The organism is Rhizobium sp. BK538, from assembly GCF_014197575.1.
Classification (GTDB): domain Bacteria; phylum Pseudomonadota; class Alphaproteobacteria; order Rhizobiales; family Rhizobiaceae; genus Rhizobium.
Window position 1 is genome coordinate 44,164 of sequence record NZ_JACIFT010000010.1, and the last position, 17,160, is coordinate 61,323.

16 protein-coding genes are annotated in these 17,160 nt (G+C 59.4%); 1 reads left to right on the forward strand and 15 read right to left on the reverse strand.

Annotation, left to right across the window (positions count from 1 at the left end; all coding sequences use genetic code 11):
- Window positions 1-34 precede the first annotated feature (34 nt).
- From FHX09_RS13885 to FHX09_RS13910, 6 genes are all read right to left on the reverse strand, one after another.
- A complete protein-coding gene (locus FHX09_RS13885) occupies window positions 35-388 on the reverse strand; it encodes a hypothetical protein (protein ID WP_132588341.1) in 354 nt (117 codons plus the stop codon).
- 173 nt (window positions 389-561) lie between these two features.
- Window positions 562-1,653, reverse strand: a complete 1,092-nt coding sequence (ugpC, locus tag FHX09_RS13890) for a sn-glycerol-3-phosphate ABC transporter ATP-binding protein UgpC (protein ID WP_007796708.1) — start codon at window positions 1,651-1,653, stop codon at window positions 562-564.
- Window positions 1,654-1,674: 21 nt separating this feature from the next.
- Window positions 1,675-3,327 (reverse strand): alpha-glucosidase family protein, encoded by a 1,653-nt coding sequence (locus FHX09_RS13895; protein WP_184450245.1) that lies wholly within the window; start codon window positions 3,325-3,327, stop codon window positions 1,675-1,677.
- A 27-nt stretch (window positions 3,328-3,354) separates the two neighbouring features.
- On the reverse strand, window positions 3,355-4,518 hold the full coding sequence (locus tag FHX09_RS13900; RefSeq protein ID WP_184450247.1) for a carbohydrate ABC transporter permease: 1,164 nt from the start codon (window positions 4,516-4,518) through the stop codon (window positions 3,355-3,357).
- Between the two features lies 1 nt (window position 4,519).
- Window positions 4,520-5,533 (reverse strand): sugar ABC transporter permease, encoded by a 1,014-nt coding sequence (locus tag FHX09_RS13905; protein ID WP_007796698.1) that lies wholly within the window; start codon window positions 5,531-5,533, stop codon window positions 4,520-4,522.
- A gap of 167 nt (window positions 5,534-5,700) precedes the next feature.
- Window positions 5,701-7,065 carry an ABC transporter substrate-binding protein gene (locus FHX09_RS13910; RefSeq protein ID WP_183718856.1) on the reverse strand — a complete coding sequence of 455 codons (1,365 nt, stop codon included), beginning with the start codon at window positions 7,063-7,065 and terminating at the stop codon, window positions 5,701-5,703.
- Between the two features lie 283 nt (window positions 7,066-7,348).
- Here FHX09_RS13910 and FHX09_RS13915 point away from each other — a divergent pair, with 283 nt between their 5' ends.
- Window positions 7,349-8,395 carry a substrate-binding domain-containing protein gene (locus FHX09_RS13915; protein WP_007796692.1) on the forward strand — a complete coding sequence of 349 codons (1,047 nt, stop codon included), beginning with the start codon at window positions 7,349-7,351 and terminating at the stop codon, window positions 8,393-8,395.
- Here the strand turns inward: FHX09_RS13915 and folD are convergent.
- The 9 genes from folD to flhA form a co-directional block, all read right to left on the reverse strand.
- Window positions 8,374-9,273: a bifunctional methylenetetrahydrofolate dehydrogenase/methenyltetrahydrofolate cyclohydrolase FolD gene (gene folD / locus FHX09_RS13920; RefSeq protein WP_132588535.1), complete on the reverse strand. Its 900-nt coding sequence runs from the start codon at window positions 9,271-9,273 to the stop codon at window positions 8,374-8,376. The two genes, FHX09_RS13915 and folD, sit on opposite strands and share 22 nt — an antisense overlap.
- Window positions 9,274-9,390: 117 nt before the next feature.
- Complete coding sequence (locus FHX09_RS13925; RefSeq protein WP_132588338.1) at window positions 9,391-11,121, reverse strand: succinoglycan biosynthesis protein; 1,731 nt, start codon at window positions 11,119-11,121, stop codon at window positions 9,391-9,393.
- A gap of 103 nt (window positions 11,122-11,224) precedes the next feature.
- Window positions 11,225-12,016: a WecB/TagA/CpsF family glycosyltransferase gene (locus tag FHX09_RS13930; RefSeq protein ID WP_132588534.1), complete on the reverse strand. Its 792-nt coding sequence runs from the start codon at window positions 12,014-12,016 to the stop codon at window positions 11,225-11,227.
- 297 nt (window positions 12,017-12,313) lie between these two features.
- Window positions 12,314-12,847 carry a hypothetical protein gene (locus FHX09_RS13935; RefSeq protein WP_132588337.1) on the reverse strand — a complete coding sequence of 178 codons (534 nt, stop codon included), beginning with the start codon at window positions 12,845-12,847 and terminating at the stop codon, window positions 12,314-12,316.
- On the reverse strand, window positions 12,847-13,212 hold the full coding sequence (locus FHX09_RS13940) for a hypothetical protein (RefSeq protein WP_132588336.1): 366 nt from the start codon (window positions 13,210-13,212) through the stop codon (window positions 12,847-12,849). The genes FHX09_RS13935 and FHX09_RS13940 overlap by 1 nt, the downstream gene beginning before the upstream one ends.
- A gap of 17 nt (window positions 13,213-13,229) precedes the next feature.
- Window positions 13,230-13,796, reverse strand: coding sequence for a rod-binding protein (locus tag FHX09_RS13945; RefSeq protein ID WP_132588335.1), 567 nt, complete (start codon window positions 13,794-13,796; stop codon window positions 13,230-13,232).
- 32 nt (window positions 13,797-13,828) lie between these two features.
- Window positions 13,829-14,242 (reverse strand): hypothetical protein, encoded by a 414-nt coding sequence (locus FHX09_RS13950; protein WP_007796668.1) that lies wholly within the window; start codon window positions 14,240-14,242, stop codon window positions 13,829-13,831.
- 4 nt (window positions 14,243-14,246) lie between these two features.
- Window positions 14,247-14,999, reverse strand: a complete 753-nt coding sequence (gene fliR / locus FHX09_RS13955; RefSeq protein WP_132588334.1) for a flagellar biosynthetic protein FliR — start codon at window positions 14,997-14,999, stop codon at window positions 14,247-14,249.
- Window positions 14,996-17,083: a flagellar biosynthesis protein FlhA gene (gene flhA / locus FHX09_RS13960; protein ID WP_132588333.1), complete on the reverse strand. Its 2,088-nt coding sequence runs from the start codon at window positions 17,081-17,083 to the stop codon at window positions 14,996-14,998. The genes fliR and flhA overlap by 4 nt, the downstream gene beginning before the upstream one ends.
- Window positions 17,084-17,160: the final 77 nt, after the last annotated feature.

The window sequence follows — 17,160 nt, forward strand, 5'->3', positions numbered from 1 at the left end:
CTCGCGGGCTTTTGTCTTTCAATGCTTCGAGAAATCAGGCGCGAATGTCGAGCACGCGATCACGGTGCGCCGGGTGTGTGCTGTAGACAAAGATCTTGTTGAGTTCCTTGTCATTCAACATCCGAAGGAACCGGACTTCGATCGTGTTGTTGGTATTCACCCGCATCAGCATGCAGCCGACCTTGGTGATGCGGGCATCCGGGATATCGAGATAGAACTGCTTCGGAAGGGCGTATTGGGTGAGCAGCGCGAGGACCGCAGTGCTCTTCGAAATACGAATGATATCGCATCGCCGGGACGCCATGTGCATGACGCCCTTCTCGGTATATTCGATGCGTGCGGCGTTCATCGTATCCTCCATCTTGAACCGCACCTCACGGTCGTACATGAAGGATTCTTCTTTGTTCAAGAAGTGCCCGGAAGGCATTGAATTGGATGCAGCCACCGCCGTATTCCCCTCGATATGCAACGGGGAAATCTTACCAATCGAATCTTTAACAGAAGGTGAGAAGAGTTCCGATTTGGGCCGTTTTTTGGAACGGCCCAAAAATGGATCGGATGCTATTTACGGTAGGTCCGGCCATCGGCATCGAACAGATGCAGCTTCGTCCGATCGGCGGAGAAATGCATCTTCTGACCCTTCCTGACGTCATAGATGCCGGGCAGCTTGACGATGATCGGTTCGCCTGGAACGAGGCCCTCGATGTAGAGAAGCGTCACTTCGCCGAGCGCCTCGACGATCGAAACTTCGCCCTCGAAGAGGTAGTCATCGCCGGCACCGGCGATACGCAAATCTTCAGGACGAACGCCGAAGCTTGCGGTCTTGCCCTTCTCGGCGGCCGCTGTGGGAATGTCTAGTGTCACGGACTTGCCGCCTGTCAGCGTCACCGTGGTCGTATTGCCAGCCTCGGTGATGGTCGACGGGATGACGTTCATGGCCGGAGAACCGATGAACTTGGCAACGAAGAGGTTTGCCGGACGCTCGTAGAGTTCCAGCGGCGCCCCCACCTGCTCGATATTGCCGGCGGAGAGGACGACGATGCGGTCGGCAAGCGTCATCGCTTCCACCTGGTCGTGGGTGACGTAGATCATCGTCGTGCCGGCCATCTGCTCGCTCAGCCGGGCGATCTCGATGCGGGTTGCGACACGAAGCGCTGCGTCGAGGTTCGACAGCGGCTCATCGAAGAGGAAGACCTTGGGGTTGCGGCAGATGGCGCGGCCGATGGCGACACGCTGCCGCTGACCACCGGAGAGCGCCTTCGGCAGGCGATCGAGGTACCGGGTGAGCTGCAGGCTTTCGGCGGCGGCACGAACGCGGCGATCGATCTCCTGCTTGCTTTCGCCGGCGATCTTCATGCCGAACGCCATATTGTCGTAGACCGTCATATGCGGATAAAGCGCATAGGACTGGAACACCATGGCGATACCGCGCTTGGAGGGCGGAACGTCGTTGACCAGTTGGCCGTCGATATACATGTCACCGCCGGTGATGTTCTCCAGGCCGGCAATCATGCGCAACAGGGTGGATTTTCCGCAGCCCGAAGGACCGACGAACACAACGAACTCGCCCTCCTTGATCTCCAGATCGATGCCGTGGAGAACGTCCACGGAACCGTAGGATTTGCGAATATCCTTGAGCGTCAGTCCAGTCATTAATTCCTCCTCCTCAAATCGTCAGGCGAGACGAGCGAAGTACGCTCCCCACGCCGGAATATCGATCTTCTCACCGTAGTTATTGCTGACGAAGCCGTGGCCCGTCAACGCCTGCCAGTCTCCGGCAGGCAAAACGACGGCGCTTTCGGCAGCGCTCATGTTGAAGACGCAGAGCAGCTTTTCGTTGCCATACTCGCGCACGAAGATCAGCACGTCGTCCTGCGGCTCGATGAACTCGATCTCGCCCTTGGCGAACGCCGGGTGCTGCTTGCGGAAGGCAAGGAAGCGGCGATAGTGCTCGAGCACGGAGGTTTCGTCGCCCTGCTGGACGCTGACGGCGCGCAGGATGTGCTCGACCGGAACCGGCAGCCACGGCTTGACGGTCGAGAAGCCGCCCTGAGCGACCTGACTGTCCCAAACCATCGGCGTGCGGCAGCCGTCACGGCCCTTGAATTCCGGCCAGAACTGGATGCCATAGGGGTCCTGCAGGTCCTGGTAGGCGAGATCTGCCTCTGTCAATCCAAGCTCTTCTCCCTGATAGAGGCAAACGGAGCCGCGCAACGTCATCAACAGCGATGTGTACTGCTTGGCAAAGGCATCGTGATCGGCAACGAGCGATCCCCAGCGGCTGACATGGCGCATGACATCGTGGTTGGAGAATGCCCAGCAGGCCCAGCCATCCGGTGCAGCCGCCGCGAAATCCTCCATCACTTCCTCGACACGTTCCGGCGAGAGCGGATCGGGAGCCAGGAACTCGAAGGCATAGCACATGTGCATCTTGTCGTTGCCGGAAGTGTATTCTCCGACAATCTCAAGACCGCGCTGGCTGTCGCCGACTTCGCCGACCGCTGCAATCGCCGGAAACTCCTCGAGCACGGCGCGGAACCGCTTCAGGAACTCCAGGTTCTCGGGACGGTTCTTGTCGTAGACGTGTTCCTGGAAGTTATACGGATTGACCGCCGGAGCGGTTGAAGCGTTGCGGCGCTCGGGAGGCAGCGCCGGATTGTCACGCAGTTCCTTGTCGTGGAAGTAGAAGTTGATCGTATCGAGACGGAAGCCATCGACACCGCGCTTCAACCAGAAACGGACGACATCCAGCAGCCGGTCCTGAACCTCGGGATTGTGCAGGTTCATATCCGGCTGCGAGGTAAGGAAGTTGTGCATGTAATACTGCATGCGCGTCGGATCCCACGCCCATGCGGACCCGCCGAAGATCGACAGCCAGTTGTTCGGTGGCGTGCCATCCGGCTTGGCATCGGCCCAAACATACCAATCCGCCTTGGCGTTGGTCTTGCTGGCGCGGCTTTCGACGAACCACGGATGCTGGTCGGAGCTGTGCGAGATGACGAGATCAATCATCACGCGAATACCGAGGCGATGAGCCTCGGATATCAGCGTGTCGAAATCCACCAGCGTGCCGAAGATCGGATCGACGTTCTCGTAGTCGGAAACGTCATAGCCGAAATCGCGCATCGGCGAGGTGAAGAAGGGCGAGATCCAGATCGCGTCAGCGCCAAGGGCGGCGACATGCGGCAGGCGAGCGGTGATGCCCTTCAGGTCGCCGATGCCGTCGCCATTGGAGTCCTGGTAGGAGCGCGGATAGATCTGATAGATCACCGCGCCACGCCACCAGTCCTTGTTGGCCGTCAAAATGGATTGGGATGCCATGCTCATGTTTCCTGTTGGATAGTCTTGGGTTGCCTAACCGCCCTTGACCGAGCCCGCGAGCAGACCACGCACCAGATAGCGCTGCAAGCCAAAGAACACGAGCAGCGGTACGACAATGGTGACGAAGGCCGAGGCCGTCAGGATCTCCCAGTTGCCCCCCCGCGAGCCGAGCAGCGCGTTCAAGGCGCCGGTCAGCACGAGGTGGTCCCTGTCGGTGCCGAGGAAGACCATGGCGACGAGCAGGTCGTTCCACACCCACAAGAACTGGAAGATCGCGAAGGACGCGAGCGCGGGAAAGGATAGAGGCAGTACGATGCGGGTAAAGATTTCAAAATCGCTCGCGCCATCGACACGGGCGGATTCGATGATCTCCTTCGGGAGACCGGCAATATAGGCACGCAACAGATAGATCGCCAGCGGCATGCCAAAGGCGGTGTGCGCAAACCATATCCCGGGATAGGTCTTCGACGGAGCGTCGAGCAGCGAACCAATGCCGTTATAAAGCCGCAGAAGCGGAATGAGCGACATCTGCAGCGGCACGACGATGAGGCCGACGACAAGCGCGATCAGCAACGCACGGCCCGGGAATTCCATCCAGCTCAGCGCATAGGCTGCAAAAGCCGCAATGAGGATCGGGATAATCGTTGCGGGGATGGTAACCGTCAGCGAGTTGATGAAGGACTGGCCGATCCCCTCACTGGTGAGAACGTTCCGATAGTTCTGCAACGTGAATTCAGGCGGCGTGGCGACTGAAATGTAGACGCGCCGGCCGCCGTCATCCGGGCCAAAGGCGGCGGGCTTCGTGTAACGATAGCTTCCGTCATCGTTGACGGTGAGCGAAAGGCCGTCACCCAAGTCGGCCGTCTCGCCGGCCTTGTAGGCGGCCGGTTGCTGGACACGCGTGCCGAACGCCCTGATGGAGCGGCCCTGCAGTCCCTCGAGAACATTGCCTGAAATGACGTAAACCGCGCCGTCCTGCTTCTGCTGGTCCGGCTGCCCAAGGCGGGCGGCCACGGTTCGGGACGAGCCGGCGAAGGCCGTCCACCAGCCGGAAGAAACGAGCTGATCCTTGTCTCGCAGGGCACTAACGAAAATGCCGAGCGTCGGTATCAACCAGATAATGACGATGACGAGCACCGCGAAGTGAACGAAGAGGCGGGCCGGGCCGATCTTGAAGAAACTTCCTGATAGGGTCATCTCAGTGGCCTCCCAGCTCGCGATTCGCACGGCGGACGTTCCAGACCATGATCGGCGTCACGGCCAGCATGATGATCAGCGCGATGACCGCGCTTCGGCCGGAATCGCCGCCTCCCCGGAAGAGCCAGTTGAACATCAGGTTGGCGAGCACCATCGAATTCCACTGGCCGTTGGTCATGGTCAGCACGATGTCGAACACCTTAAGGACGAGGATGGTGATCGTGGTCCAGACGACGGCGATCGTGCCCCAGACCTGCGGCACCATGATGCGCCAGAAAATCTGCCAGCCATTGGCGCCATCGATGACGGCAGCCTCGATGGTTTCTTCAGGGATACCGCGCAGCGCCGCAGACAGGATCACCATGGCAAAGCCCGTCTGAATCCAGATCAGGATCACCATCAGGAAGAAGTTGTTCCAGAAGGGCACCGAGATCCAAACCTGCGGTGTGCCGCCGAACAATTGGACGATCGCGTTGAGGAGCCCGATTTGAACATCGTTGCCGCCGCGGTACTCGTAGATGAATTTCCAGATCACCGAGGCGCCGACGAAGGAGATCGCCATCGGCATGAAGACGATGCTCTTGGCGATGTTGCCCCACCAGATGCGGTCGGTCATCACGGCGATGACGAGGCCGAAGAAGGTGCAGGCCGCCGGCACGACGGCCAGCCACAGGATATTGTTGAAGATCGATTGGCGGAACTCGCGGTCCGTCAAAGCCCACTGATAGTTCGCGAAGCCGACGAACTGCTCGCCGGAGCGATCATAGAAGGAAAGGATCAGCGTGGCGACCACGGGATAAACGAGGTAGACGATAAGAAGGAAAAGGGCCGGCCCGATGAACAGCCACGGCCGGATCATCGCCCGCCGGTTCAGGTTGCGCGCTGCCGAGTGGATGTCGCCATCCTTCACCGGCAGCGACCAATCCAGAATCTTGTTCGAGAAATAGAAATAGGCCGAGCAGGCGAAGACCGCCACGATCACGACCCCCAAAGCGGAAACTATCTGCGACAGCATTCGTCCCTCCCCCTGCTACCCTGTCTATCCTGACGGGTTTGCGCGCCGATCGTCGTCACGTCACCATCGCTTTCAACGCGACAGGTGACGCTGGCCGGACACTCCCAGTATCCGGCCATGCATTTCAGCCATGCCGCCGTTGCCGACGGCATGGGACTCAGGCGATGTTACTTGATGCCATCCCAGGCGCTCTGGATTTCCTTGCCGGTGTCTTCCGCGGACTTGCCGCCGACGAAATCGACCATGCCGGTCCAGAACGCGCCCGCGCCGATCTTGCCAGGCATCAGGTCAGAGCCGTCGAAGCGGAAGGTAGTCGCGGTCGTCAGGATCTCGCCTTCCCTCTTCATCTGGTCGTTGGCATAGGCTGCCGTGTTGACGCCCTTGTACGGCGTCAGGAAGCTGGACTGTGCCATCCAGACTTCGTGCGCGATCGGAGTCTTCAGGAACTCGATGAAGGCACGAGCCGCCTTGGAGTCCTTGGTGACGGTAACAAGCGTGCCAGCGCCCAGAACTGGCTTGCCGAGGTCGGCATGCGCCGCGTAGGTCGGCAGATAGAAGAAGTCGGCATCCTGACCGAGTTTCGTGCCCTCCGGGAAGAACGACGGGATGAACGACGCCTGATGGTGCAGATAGCACTTCGGCGGCACGCCGAAGAGACCCTTCGGGCTATCCCGGAAGTCGGTCGCCGCGACTGCTGCAACGCCACCGCTTACATACTTCTCGTTCTTGGCGAACGAGCCGAATTCCTCGATCGCAGCAACGACGGCAGGATCGGTGAACTTGACTTCGTTGGTGGTCCACTTGTCGTAAACATCAGGCTTCTGCTGACGCAGCATGATGTCTTCGATCCAGTCCGTTGCCGGCCAGCCGGTTGCACCACCGGAACCAAGACCGATGCACCACGGAACGCCGCCATCCTTGACGATCTGATCCGTCAGGGCGTGCAGTTCTTCCATAGTCGTCGGGACCTTGTAGCCCGCTTCCTTGAAATTCTCAGGCACGTACCAGACGAGCGACTTCACGTCGGCCTTGTAAGGGAACGCATAGAAGGCTTCCTTGCCGTCCTTGCCCTTGTAGGTGCCGTAGCCGACCCAGCTATCGCCGGCGCCGTAGTTGTCCTTGATCCACTGGGAATTCTCATCGCCGAGCGGCGTCAAGTAGCCCTTGCTGGCGAGATCGGCCAAAAGGCCCGGCTGCGGCAGGACCGCGATATTCGGCGGCGAACCGGCCTGTGTGTCGATGACGATCTGCTGTTCGTAATTTTCCGAAGACGAGTACTTGGCGTCTACACCGGTTGCTTCGGTGAAGTAGGCCAGAATGCTGCGGAAGAAGGCTTCGTCTTCGCCGCGCCAGGGCCCGAAGATCGTCATCTGCTCGCCCTTGAGATCGGCGTGAGCAGCCTTGAAATCGTCGTAGCTCTTCCAGTTGAATTTCGAATCCTGCCCCGGAGCAAACTTCAGATCGGCAGCAGACGCAGCACCGGCAGCAAGTAGCGCCGCCGCGGCGACGCCCATCAAAAACGTCTTTCTCATGTGATCAACCTCCCATCACAATCCCAACCGCACTTTTGAAACCATTTTGACGCCGTTCCAAAGCGCTTTGACAAAAGCACTCATGTCACTTTCGCCGGAAAAGAGTCAAGCAATTTCGAAAAAAGCGCAAAAGATGCGGCCTTTTACATCAGGGTTTCGACGCCATACCTTGGGAATATGGAGCGATTTTTCTTGAGTCAAGCAGCACAACTGCTACATAATTAAAAGCGCTTTGGATTCCATTGGGAGGTGGCGACCAGTGTAAGCGGAGGAAGAATAGCACGTGAATCTGAAACAGCTATCGGAATTGCTTGGCCTGTCGCAGACGACGGTAAGCCGAGCATTGAACGGCTATCCCGAAGTCAATGAGGCGACGCGCGAGCGGGTCCTGCAAGCCGTGAAGGAGACAGGCTACCGCCCGAACAAGGCGGCGCAACGGCTGGCGACCGGCAAGGCAGGCTCGATCGGGCTGGTGATGCCGACGGCTCCCGATCACTATTCCGATGTGCATTTCGGCGAGTTCCTAACCGGGCTCGGCGAGGAGGCCGTGCGCCACGACTTTCATTTCGTGATCATGCCGGCCGATCCAAACGACGAGGTCGGGGCACTGCGGCGGCTGGCGATCAGCGGCAATGTCGATGCGCTGTTCGTGGCCTATATGCGGGCCCACGATCCGCGGCTGCCAATGCTGAAGTCGCTCTCCATGCCATTCCTGGTGCACGGCCGCTCCATCGGCTCCGAGCCCGACTATCCCTACCTCGACATCGACAACGAGGCCGCTTTCTATGATGCCGCAAGGTTGCTGCTTCAGCTCGGCCATACGCGCTTTGCCCTCCTCAACGGGCCTGGACATCTCGACTTTGCAATCCGCCGCAAGAACGGGCTGGTTGCGGCCCTTGCCGAGCGAGGGCTATCGCTTCCGGAAGACTGCATGAGCCATACGTCGATGACGGACGAGCTTGGCCAGTCCGCCATGGAACGATTTCTACAGATGCCGGAGCGACCGACGGCGATCCTCTGTTCCAGTACGGTGCTGGCGCTCGGCGCCATCCGCGCCGTCAATCAGGCCGGGCTGAAGCTCGGGGAGGACATTTCACTGATCGCGCATGACGACGTTTTGCCGCATCTGAAACCCGAGAACTTTTCCGTGCCGCTGACGACGACGCGGTCGTCGCTGCGCGCCGCGGGTGTGCGCATCGCCCAGCGGCTCATCGGGACGGTCAAGCAGGACGGCCCCTTCCCGGAACAGGAGCTCTGGAAAACCGAACTGATCGTCCGCGCTTCGACAGGCCCCGCCCCGAGGCAGGATCAGAATTTGGGCGGCGTCTGACCGGCGCCGCGATGGGCGGCGATCACAGTATTGGCCATCAGCATCGCAATGGTCATCGGACCCACCCCACCTGGAACCGGCGTGATGACATCGGCGACCCTCGACGCCTCGTCAAAGGCAACATCGCCGACGAGGCGGGTCTTGCCTTCACCCTTTTCGGGAGCCGGAACGCGGTTGATGCCGACGTCAATCACGGTGGCGCCGGGCTTCACCCAATCGCTCTTGACCATCTCCGGGCGACCGACAGCGGCGACCAGAATATCGGCATTACGGCAGACCGACGGCAGGTCCTTGGTACGTGAGTGAGCGATCGTCACCGTGGCATTGGCATTCAGCAGCAGTTGCGCCATCGGCTTGCCGAACAGATTGGAGCGGCCGATCACCACAGCATTCAGGCCGGAGAGATCTTCGCCATGCGTGCGGCGGACGAAAACCATCGCACCGGCGGGCGTGCAGGAAACGAGGCCGGTTTCGAAATCGCCAGTCGCAAGCTTGCCGGCGTTGACGACGTGCAGACCATCGACATCCTTTTCCGGCAGGATCGATTGGATGATCGGTTCGGATTTCAGATGCTTCGGCAACGGCAATTGCACAAGGATCCCGTGGATCGAGGGGTCGTGGTTCAGCGTAGCGACGAGCGCTACCAACTCCTCCTGCGTGGTCTCAACCGGCAACGTGTGCTGGACGGATTTGAATCCGCATTCCTTCGCCATCTTGCTCTTGGAGTTGACATAGGCATGGCTGGCCGGGTCATCCCCGACAATCACGACGGCAAGGCCCGTCTTGACGCCGCTCTGCTTGTCCAGCGCCGATGTCGCTGCCTTCACCGTTTCGATTACCGAAGCGGCGACCTGTTTGCCATCAATCACTGTCGTCAAGACTGTCTCCTGCCCTTGCTTTAGCCCATTGTAGCCGTTGGCGCTCAGCGCGATTTGCCTGTCCACGCCCTATCCTGCCTAAAATGGCAAATGCAAGAACAATCGTGTCGCAGCAGGTCAGGATGCTGCCGACCGGGTACGCAGCCTGTCGCGCATGGCGGCGAGCTCGGCACGGACGATGTCCACCTCCTGCGGCCCTTTGGCGGGGGCGGCCGTCGATGGCGTGCCGACATTTGGCTCGGGTGTGGGGGTGCGTAGCGACGGCTCTTTCCTTGCGGACGCAGCAAGCGTGGAGCGCGCTTTGGCAGAGACAACAGCCAGGCCGAATGCGAGCCCAGCAAGAGCGCCGAGCAGTGGCGACAGCCAACGCTGACCAGCCGGCATGGCGACTGTCTGTACCGGCTTCTGCAGTTGTACACTGCCAGTACCCGGCGCAACGGCTCCTGTGGTAATCGCGTCCTCCAGGCGCAAGCGCGCCGCACTTGCCTTGTCACGCAGCTCGGTCAGCTTCGCGAAATCGACGCCCGTGTCCTTGCTCTGCGCGATCAGCGCGTTGCGGTGATCGCTCAGCTGCCGTTTGTCGACGGTGGCTGACTTCATCTCGTCATTCGCTTCGCGCACCAGCCGAGCGAGGTCGTCGCCAATCGCATCCTTCAAACCGTCGACCTCGGCCTGCTGCGCCTGCAGCCGCGGATGGCGTGGGCCGAGATTGACCGACAGCTGCGAAAGCGACAGGTGTGCGGCCACATATCTGTCACGGTGGTCGATGAGTGTCGGCAACATGAGGTCAGGATCAAGTGTGCCGGCAAGGACATCGCCGACCTTTGCCGTCTTCAGCCGGCGGGCCTGCTCCTGGGCAGCAAGGATGCGCTGCTCGGCTACCTTCAGTTCCCCATCAATGCTTCCGATCTGCTCCTGCAGATCAGTCGCAACCTTCACGTTGCCTTCGCCGCTCTTCTGCGTGAAGGAGGCAAGCTCGAGCTGCGCCGCATCGTCCGCCTTTTTCAACGATCCGTCTTCGGCAACCCCAGTTGCAGCTTCTCGACTCGTCAGGACGGACGCGAGGTAGCCCGCAATGCGCGCGGATTTCTCCGCGCTGCCTGTGGTAACCTTGAAATCGATCGTGCCGGCGTGGGGATCGGTCGCGGTGCGGATCGCGGAAACGAGCGATGCCTCTGCGCGCGAAACAGGGTCGGCCGCTGTGCCATCGGTCGATAGCAGGTCAATAGCGACTGCAAATGCATCGGAGGAACCGCCGGAAAACTCCGGATCGCGGTCGAGCTTCAATGCCGCAACGGTCGCGGCGATCGTATGAGACGCCGAAAGCGTCTTTTCGGCCGCTTTCGTGGCTACAGCGCGACCTTGGCCGGCGCCTTGGATGGCGAGCATTCCTTCCGCGCTATAGCGCGCCGGCTCTGCAGGGATCAGACTACCGCTCGCTCCACCCAGCGCACAGACGAGACCAATCGCAGCGAGACGCTTCAAGCGCCCTGGTTTCGGCGCACTTTCGGAGGTAGAAGATGCAACCTGGGTCAGGTTTGCAGCTGCTGCTGTGGGCGGTGCGATGGGTGCAGGCGTAATCGGCGGCGTCTCGACAATGGCGGCCTCGACATCGTTTGCTGCCTCAAGCCTCTTGCCCAGGATTGTCTCGATGCGACTGACAAGCGGCGGCGCTTCAGGTCCAGTAGCGCGGCTGGCTCGCTGCTGCTCAAGCGCGCGTTCGATCACGCCGAGCAGTTTTGCTTCCGCCGCCGGCATCACAGCGGCTTCGGATGGCATCGCGATATAGTTGCGCCGTGCCGTCGGGGGCCGGAGGATGGCTTGGCTTCTCGGATTGCTGTCGTACATCGCCACATCTCATGCGTATGAACGGAACGGTCGAGCCGCCCGCGACTGCGGATGGTTAAGTAACCCTAAATGTTCATAGCAAAGAAATGGTTAACTGACGCAATTACGTTGATCGACGCAGTAGCCGCCGGCGGCGCGTTACGCCGTATTGGAGCACGTAGTAGAGGAAGGTTGCGGAATCGAGGGCGTACCGCAAACCCCGGCGTGTCGCCTCGTGTATCCCGCAATAGCCGCGGTCGAGCCCGATCATCCGCAGAAATTTTGGCACGTGGTGAACCGTGCCCGCCACGACATCGAACAGGTCGCCAACAGCAAGCACAAGCCGAGCATGATCCGCCCGGATGTTCTTATGGATCCATTTCTCCTTAGATGCCGTGCTCGTTCCGACGATCAGTAAATCGAGCCATTGCCGATCGATGGCTTTGATGATCGCCGATTTGTCTGCCGTCTCGGAAAAGCTGTCGGAAATGATGATGAACTCATGCCACGGGGCGTGCCGCCGGAACGTTGCAGCTGTCGTCCTGACCGCCTCGGGCGTGCTGCCGATCAGGCCGATGCGCCGCGGCACCTCCATGAATGTCAGCAGCGCAGGCACGAAATCGGCGGCCTTCAAGCGGGCGGGGAACAGCGATCCGTGCGCCACTCTCGACGCAATATCGAGACCGAGGCCATCAGGGAGCAACAGATTTTGTGTGAGAACGGCGCGGTATTCGCTGTCGCGCAGCGTCATCAGCATATTGCCCGCGGTGACGAACGAGATGGACGTCTGCCCAACCGGCATCGACAGTAGTTCATTGATGAACACCAGCGCGTCATCCCAGCCAAGATCGCAGACCGGCAGATCGAAGATCGCGCGACGCGACGACAGGACCGCGAAATTCGCGATCAGGCTCATGCCGGCTTCCTGACGATAGTGTTTCATGCTGCATGCATCCCGGAACAGATCACATCGCCGCACCAGACGATTCAGCATCGACCGATAGCGTTCGCCTGGGAGCGCATGAAGAATTCCGAAAACCGGAAAGCTGTGCACAGTCAGCCCATCGCCGCGACTTGTAGCAGCACGATTTCAACTATCCCTTAGGAAAATCGCTTGAATTCCTAGCCTCAAACGAAGGAATTGTTAACTATCGGCAGCCCTGAGATAAATGCAAAACTGCGCCAGTGGTGCCGCTTCAGGGCGATAGCCGTCTTACTCCGTTGCAGCCGGGTCCGACACGGGTGCCGGGGCTACGACATTGACGGGCTTGACCGTTTTCTTCTGCTGCCCGGAGGCATTCGCCTTGACTTCTTCCTTCGAGAGGTAGTCGAGCTGCTCCAGCATCACCTGATCGATATAGTCTCCGCCGAGATGCTGGTTGATGTCCTTCTTGATCATCTCGCGGAAGGCATTCGGATCGAAGGACTTCATGTTGGAGATGTCGACCATCTTGTTGCCGACGAGCAGCGTGAAGAGCTCGTCGGTCGTCATTTCCGTCAGAGGCAAGGTGAGGTTCTTCACCTTGTCCTTGTTCATCATGAAAGACACCTTGCCGAGGAAGTAGCCGGTGACGGCGCCGTCGGCAATGATCGGCACGGTAATCGTCTCGCCCTTTACAAGCTCGAGCTGGCTTTGCTTGGAATCATCGGGAGCCGGCGCAGGAGCCGTTGCCATGTGCACGGAGAAATAGACCGATGCCAGCGTGATCGCGCAAACCCAGACGCCTGTCAGAACGAGCTTAATCATCAAGCGTCACGTGCCACGAATTGCTCTTGGGAATAGGTGCCGTCGGCATCCGCGTCCTGGACCGCATTCTTCAGGAGATCGGCAACCGTGCGAACCGCCTCCAGGTGCGCTTCGACGCGCCGAGCGTTCAGCACCAGCTTCTTCTTCAGCCCATGCAGCTGATCGAGATGCGTCGCCGCCAGTTCCTTCGGATCGGTGTCGCGGAAGAGCATGGAGAGTTCATACAGGCAACGGCTCTTGTGGGCATTCGACACTTTGAGATCGAACTGAGGGTCGCTGCCGATCCTCGTATTCTCATTGTCGATGATCATTTCAAGGCGTCCAAGAACCGATTTGATACGGTAGTCGTTCGAGATTATTTCCATTTTTTTCCTCGATTTTCTCAGGCGTCATTGGCGGACTTGTTGTCCGCAGTTGTTGTACCGAAGGTCTTGCGCTGGAATTCGTCGATCATGCTCATCGCCATATTGCGATCGTCCTGATCGGTGGAAGCGTTGGCGACCTTGCCTTCCTGCTTCTTCAGCGCATCCTGATAGAGCTGCTTGGCAATGCCGATGCCGTCGCCCTTCGAAATCTCGTTGCCGAGCTGCTCCGCCATCATGCCCTTCCAGATGTCACCGGTGGCACCCTTGCCGTACACTTCCTCACTGTCACTCGGCAGCATGTTCTTGATGAAGTTCTGCAGGACCATCGCCTCGAACTTGCGGTAGGTTTCCGGCACCTCTTCCGTCTTGGTGCTGCGGTTCTTGCTGTCGCTCAAACCGGTCTTGCCGACGGCGCGATCGAGAATATCGACGGCCGACGTGAAGCCGTTGCCGGCTTCGGCGAGACTGTTGGCGGCAAAAGCGGCCTGGTTTGCCTTCAGTTTGTCCTGGGCCGCCTGGACCTCCAGCGGGTCGGCAGCTTTGACAACATCAAGGACCAGATCACTCGGAGGTGAAATAGCCAAGTCACAATCCTCTTGCTTTAAAATTGTGACGATTATGATTTTTGAAGCTTGCTGGAGGCTGGCGTACCGAATTTTTGATCGATGAGATCATAGACCGCGTTGTCGTCGGCCTCCCGGCGCTCGGACTCAAGCGCCTCGCGCATGCCGTCTTCCAGCCGATCGCCCTTGGCGCGCTCCTGAACAACGCGCATTTCGTGAATCTGTTGCATGCCGGTCAGCTGCTTGTCTTTGATCCCGAGCCGGTTGAAGCGATCCGCATAGCCCTGCGAAAAAGCATGGTGGACGGGGTCCATGGAGCCAAGTGCCAGAATGACGCTGTCCATCTGATCGTTGACCTCCGCGCGCTGGCGGCTCGTCTCGGCAAGATCGAATTCGGCCATCTGCTCCAGATGACGTTGAACCGCCACGAGGCGTTTCAGTTTCTGGGAGCGTGTCTTGTCCGCCATGCTGCTACCTGCCGATGAAGACGCTGGCGAAGGATTGGCCGAACTGGCTGACCAGCGCTGCCACGGAGAAGTAGAAAAGGAAGAGGCCGCCGAGAAGCAGGTAGGGCGTCGATATGAAGTACACCGGAATCTGCGGCGCCAGCTTGTTGATGAAGCCGATAGCGATGTTGAACATCAGGCCGTAGATCAGGAAGGGGCTCGAGAGCCGCAGCATGATCATGAACGTCGATGACAGCGTGTCCGTGAACGAGATGAGCGTACTGCGCATCTGCATGATGCCGCCGAAGGGCATCGACGTGTAGGAATCGACCAACGCCCGGAACACGATGTGATGAAAGTCCATCATGAACAGGATCATCATGCCGGCAAACGTGATGAAGCCGGAAAGGCTGGTTTCGGGCGTATCTTCGAAGATATCGCCCGCGCTCGGTTGCGTGTATCCGATCATCATTGCGATGACGCTGGCCGCAAACTGCAGGCCGAGCGTATAGAGCCGGGCAAGCATGCCGTACATGACGCCGATCAGCGATTCGCTGAAAATATAACCGATATAGGTGGCGTTCGATGTGTGGACGATCGGATAGACCGTATCCCAAAGCACGGGCAGAATCGCGAGAGACAGTGCAGCGGCAATGAAAACCCGCAATTGCGCCGGCACGCGGGCCGACGAAAAGCCGGGCATCGCCAGGACGCAGCCACCGATCCTACAGAAGATCAGGAACAGCGCCAGGACGGTCCCTTGCGGGTCAGTTATCATGAAATCGAGCCCAGAATCTTTATCTCGATGCCCTTGGCCAGCTCGACATGCGACAGAACCGGGAGCGTTGCGAACAATCGTTCGATGATCATGCGCACATAGGAGCGCGTTTCCGGCGAAGTGACAAGGGCGAATGGCAGGCCGCGATCCATGAATTCACGGATAACCTTCGTCGCCTGCTCGCTGAACTCCTCCAGCATGCGCGGATCGATGTCAAATTCGATGATGTCGCCCTTGTTGTCACGCTTCAGCGCCTGATGGAAGGCAAGGTCCCACTTGCTGCCGAGTCGCAACACGCGAAGTACGCCGTTGTCGGCGAGGTCGCCACATAGCTGCTGCGCCATGCGAACGCGGACGTGTTCGACAATCTGCTCGGTCTTGCGGACATGCGGCGCGAGTTCGGCGACGGCTTCCAAGATGAGGTGCAGGTTGCGGATCGACACGCGCTCGGCAAGGAGCAGCTTCAGCACGGCCTGCAGGCCGGAATAGGACATGTGCGACGAGCAGATCTCGTCTGCCAGCTTCTTGTATTCCGGATCGAGCCTGTCGATCAGCACCTTCACGTCCTTGTACGACAGAAGCGCCGGCAGATTGTTGCGAATGACTTCGCTCATGTGCGTCAGCACGACCGAGACATTGTCGATCGGCTGGAAACCCTCGCGCTTCAAGTCTTCTGCAAAGGCTTCAAGAATGGAAACCGCGGGCATGCCGAAGGCCGGTTCGCGAATCTCGTCGCCTGGAATGCTCGGCTTGCGGCCGGAGCCGGTGACAACAAGAACTTCGCCCACGCGCAGCATGTTGGAGGCAACCGTCGTGCCGTGGATTCGGATCTGATAGGACTTCTCGGCAATGCCGATATCGTCGGTGACCTTGATTTCCGGAACAACGAAACCGTACTGCGTCGCAAACTTCTTGCGCATCTTGCCGACGCGGAAAGCGAGCTCCTGGTGAGCGCCGAGCAGGCGCGTCGACACCATCTTGCCAAGCGCGAGTTCGATTTCCGAGGTACGCAGTACCGACTTGACGGAGTCCTTCTCGAGCTCCTTGTTCTGGACGACCTTCTTCTCTTCTTGTTCGCGCCGAGCCCTATTCTCGGCCTCGACCTGGCGAGGAATGAACCAGGCACCGAAGGCAAGAAGACCGGAAAGGAACATGAAGGGGACAAACGGCAGACCCGGCATGAGGCCGAGGATCGCCATCAGAACCGCGGACACCGAAAGCGCGCGCGGATAGCCGCTCAGCTGGTTGACGACCGCCTGTTCGGTGGAACCGACCGTGCCGCCGCGCGACACGAGAAGGCCGGCTGCGAGCGAAACGATAAGGGCCGGCATCTGCGAGACGAGGCCGTCGCCTACGGACAGCTTGACGAAGACGTCGGCGGCTTCGCCGATCGGCATACCGTGGCGGAAATAGCCGATGATGATGCCGCCGAAAACGTTGATGCAAGTGATCAGCAAACCGGCAATCGCATCGCCACGAACGAACTTCGACGCACCGTCCATCGCACCGAAGAAGGAGCTTTCCTCTTCCAGCTCCTTGCGTCGGCGCTGGGCTTCCTTCTCGTCAATGATGCCGGCAGAAAGGTCTGCGTCGATCGACATCTGCTTGCCGGGGATGGCATCAAGTGTGAAGCGCGCGCCGACTTCCGCGATACGCGTCGCACCCTTGGTGATGACGATGAAGTTGATGGTGATCAGGATCAGGAAGACGATCAGACCGATCACGAAGTCGCCCGACATGACGAGGCTTGCAAAGCCGGCGATGACGCCGCCGGCGGCATCGTGACCCTCGTTGCCGTGCGAAAGGATGACACGTGTGGTCGCGATGTTCAGCGCCAAGCGCGTCATGGTCGCGATCAGAAGGATGGTCGGGAAGGACGAGAAATCGAGCGGCTTCTGGATCCACAGCGCCACCATCAGGATCAATACCGAGAAGGCGATCGAGAAGGCCAGTCCCATGTCGATCAAAAACGGCGGGATCGGCAGGAAAAGCACGCAGATGATAAGGATGATGCCCATGGCAAAACCGATATCACGTACGCTAAGTCCGGCTTTCGGAAGGGGGAGTGCAGGAGGTTGCGCCATTTCGATTCCGTCTCTTCATGAGAGGTGCGGGCATGATGCCCACCAATTCGGATCGAGAATTAAATGGCGAAGCTTGC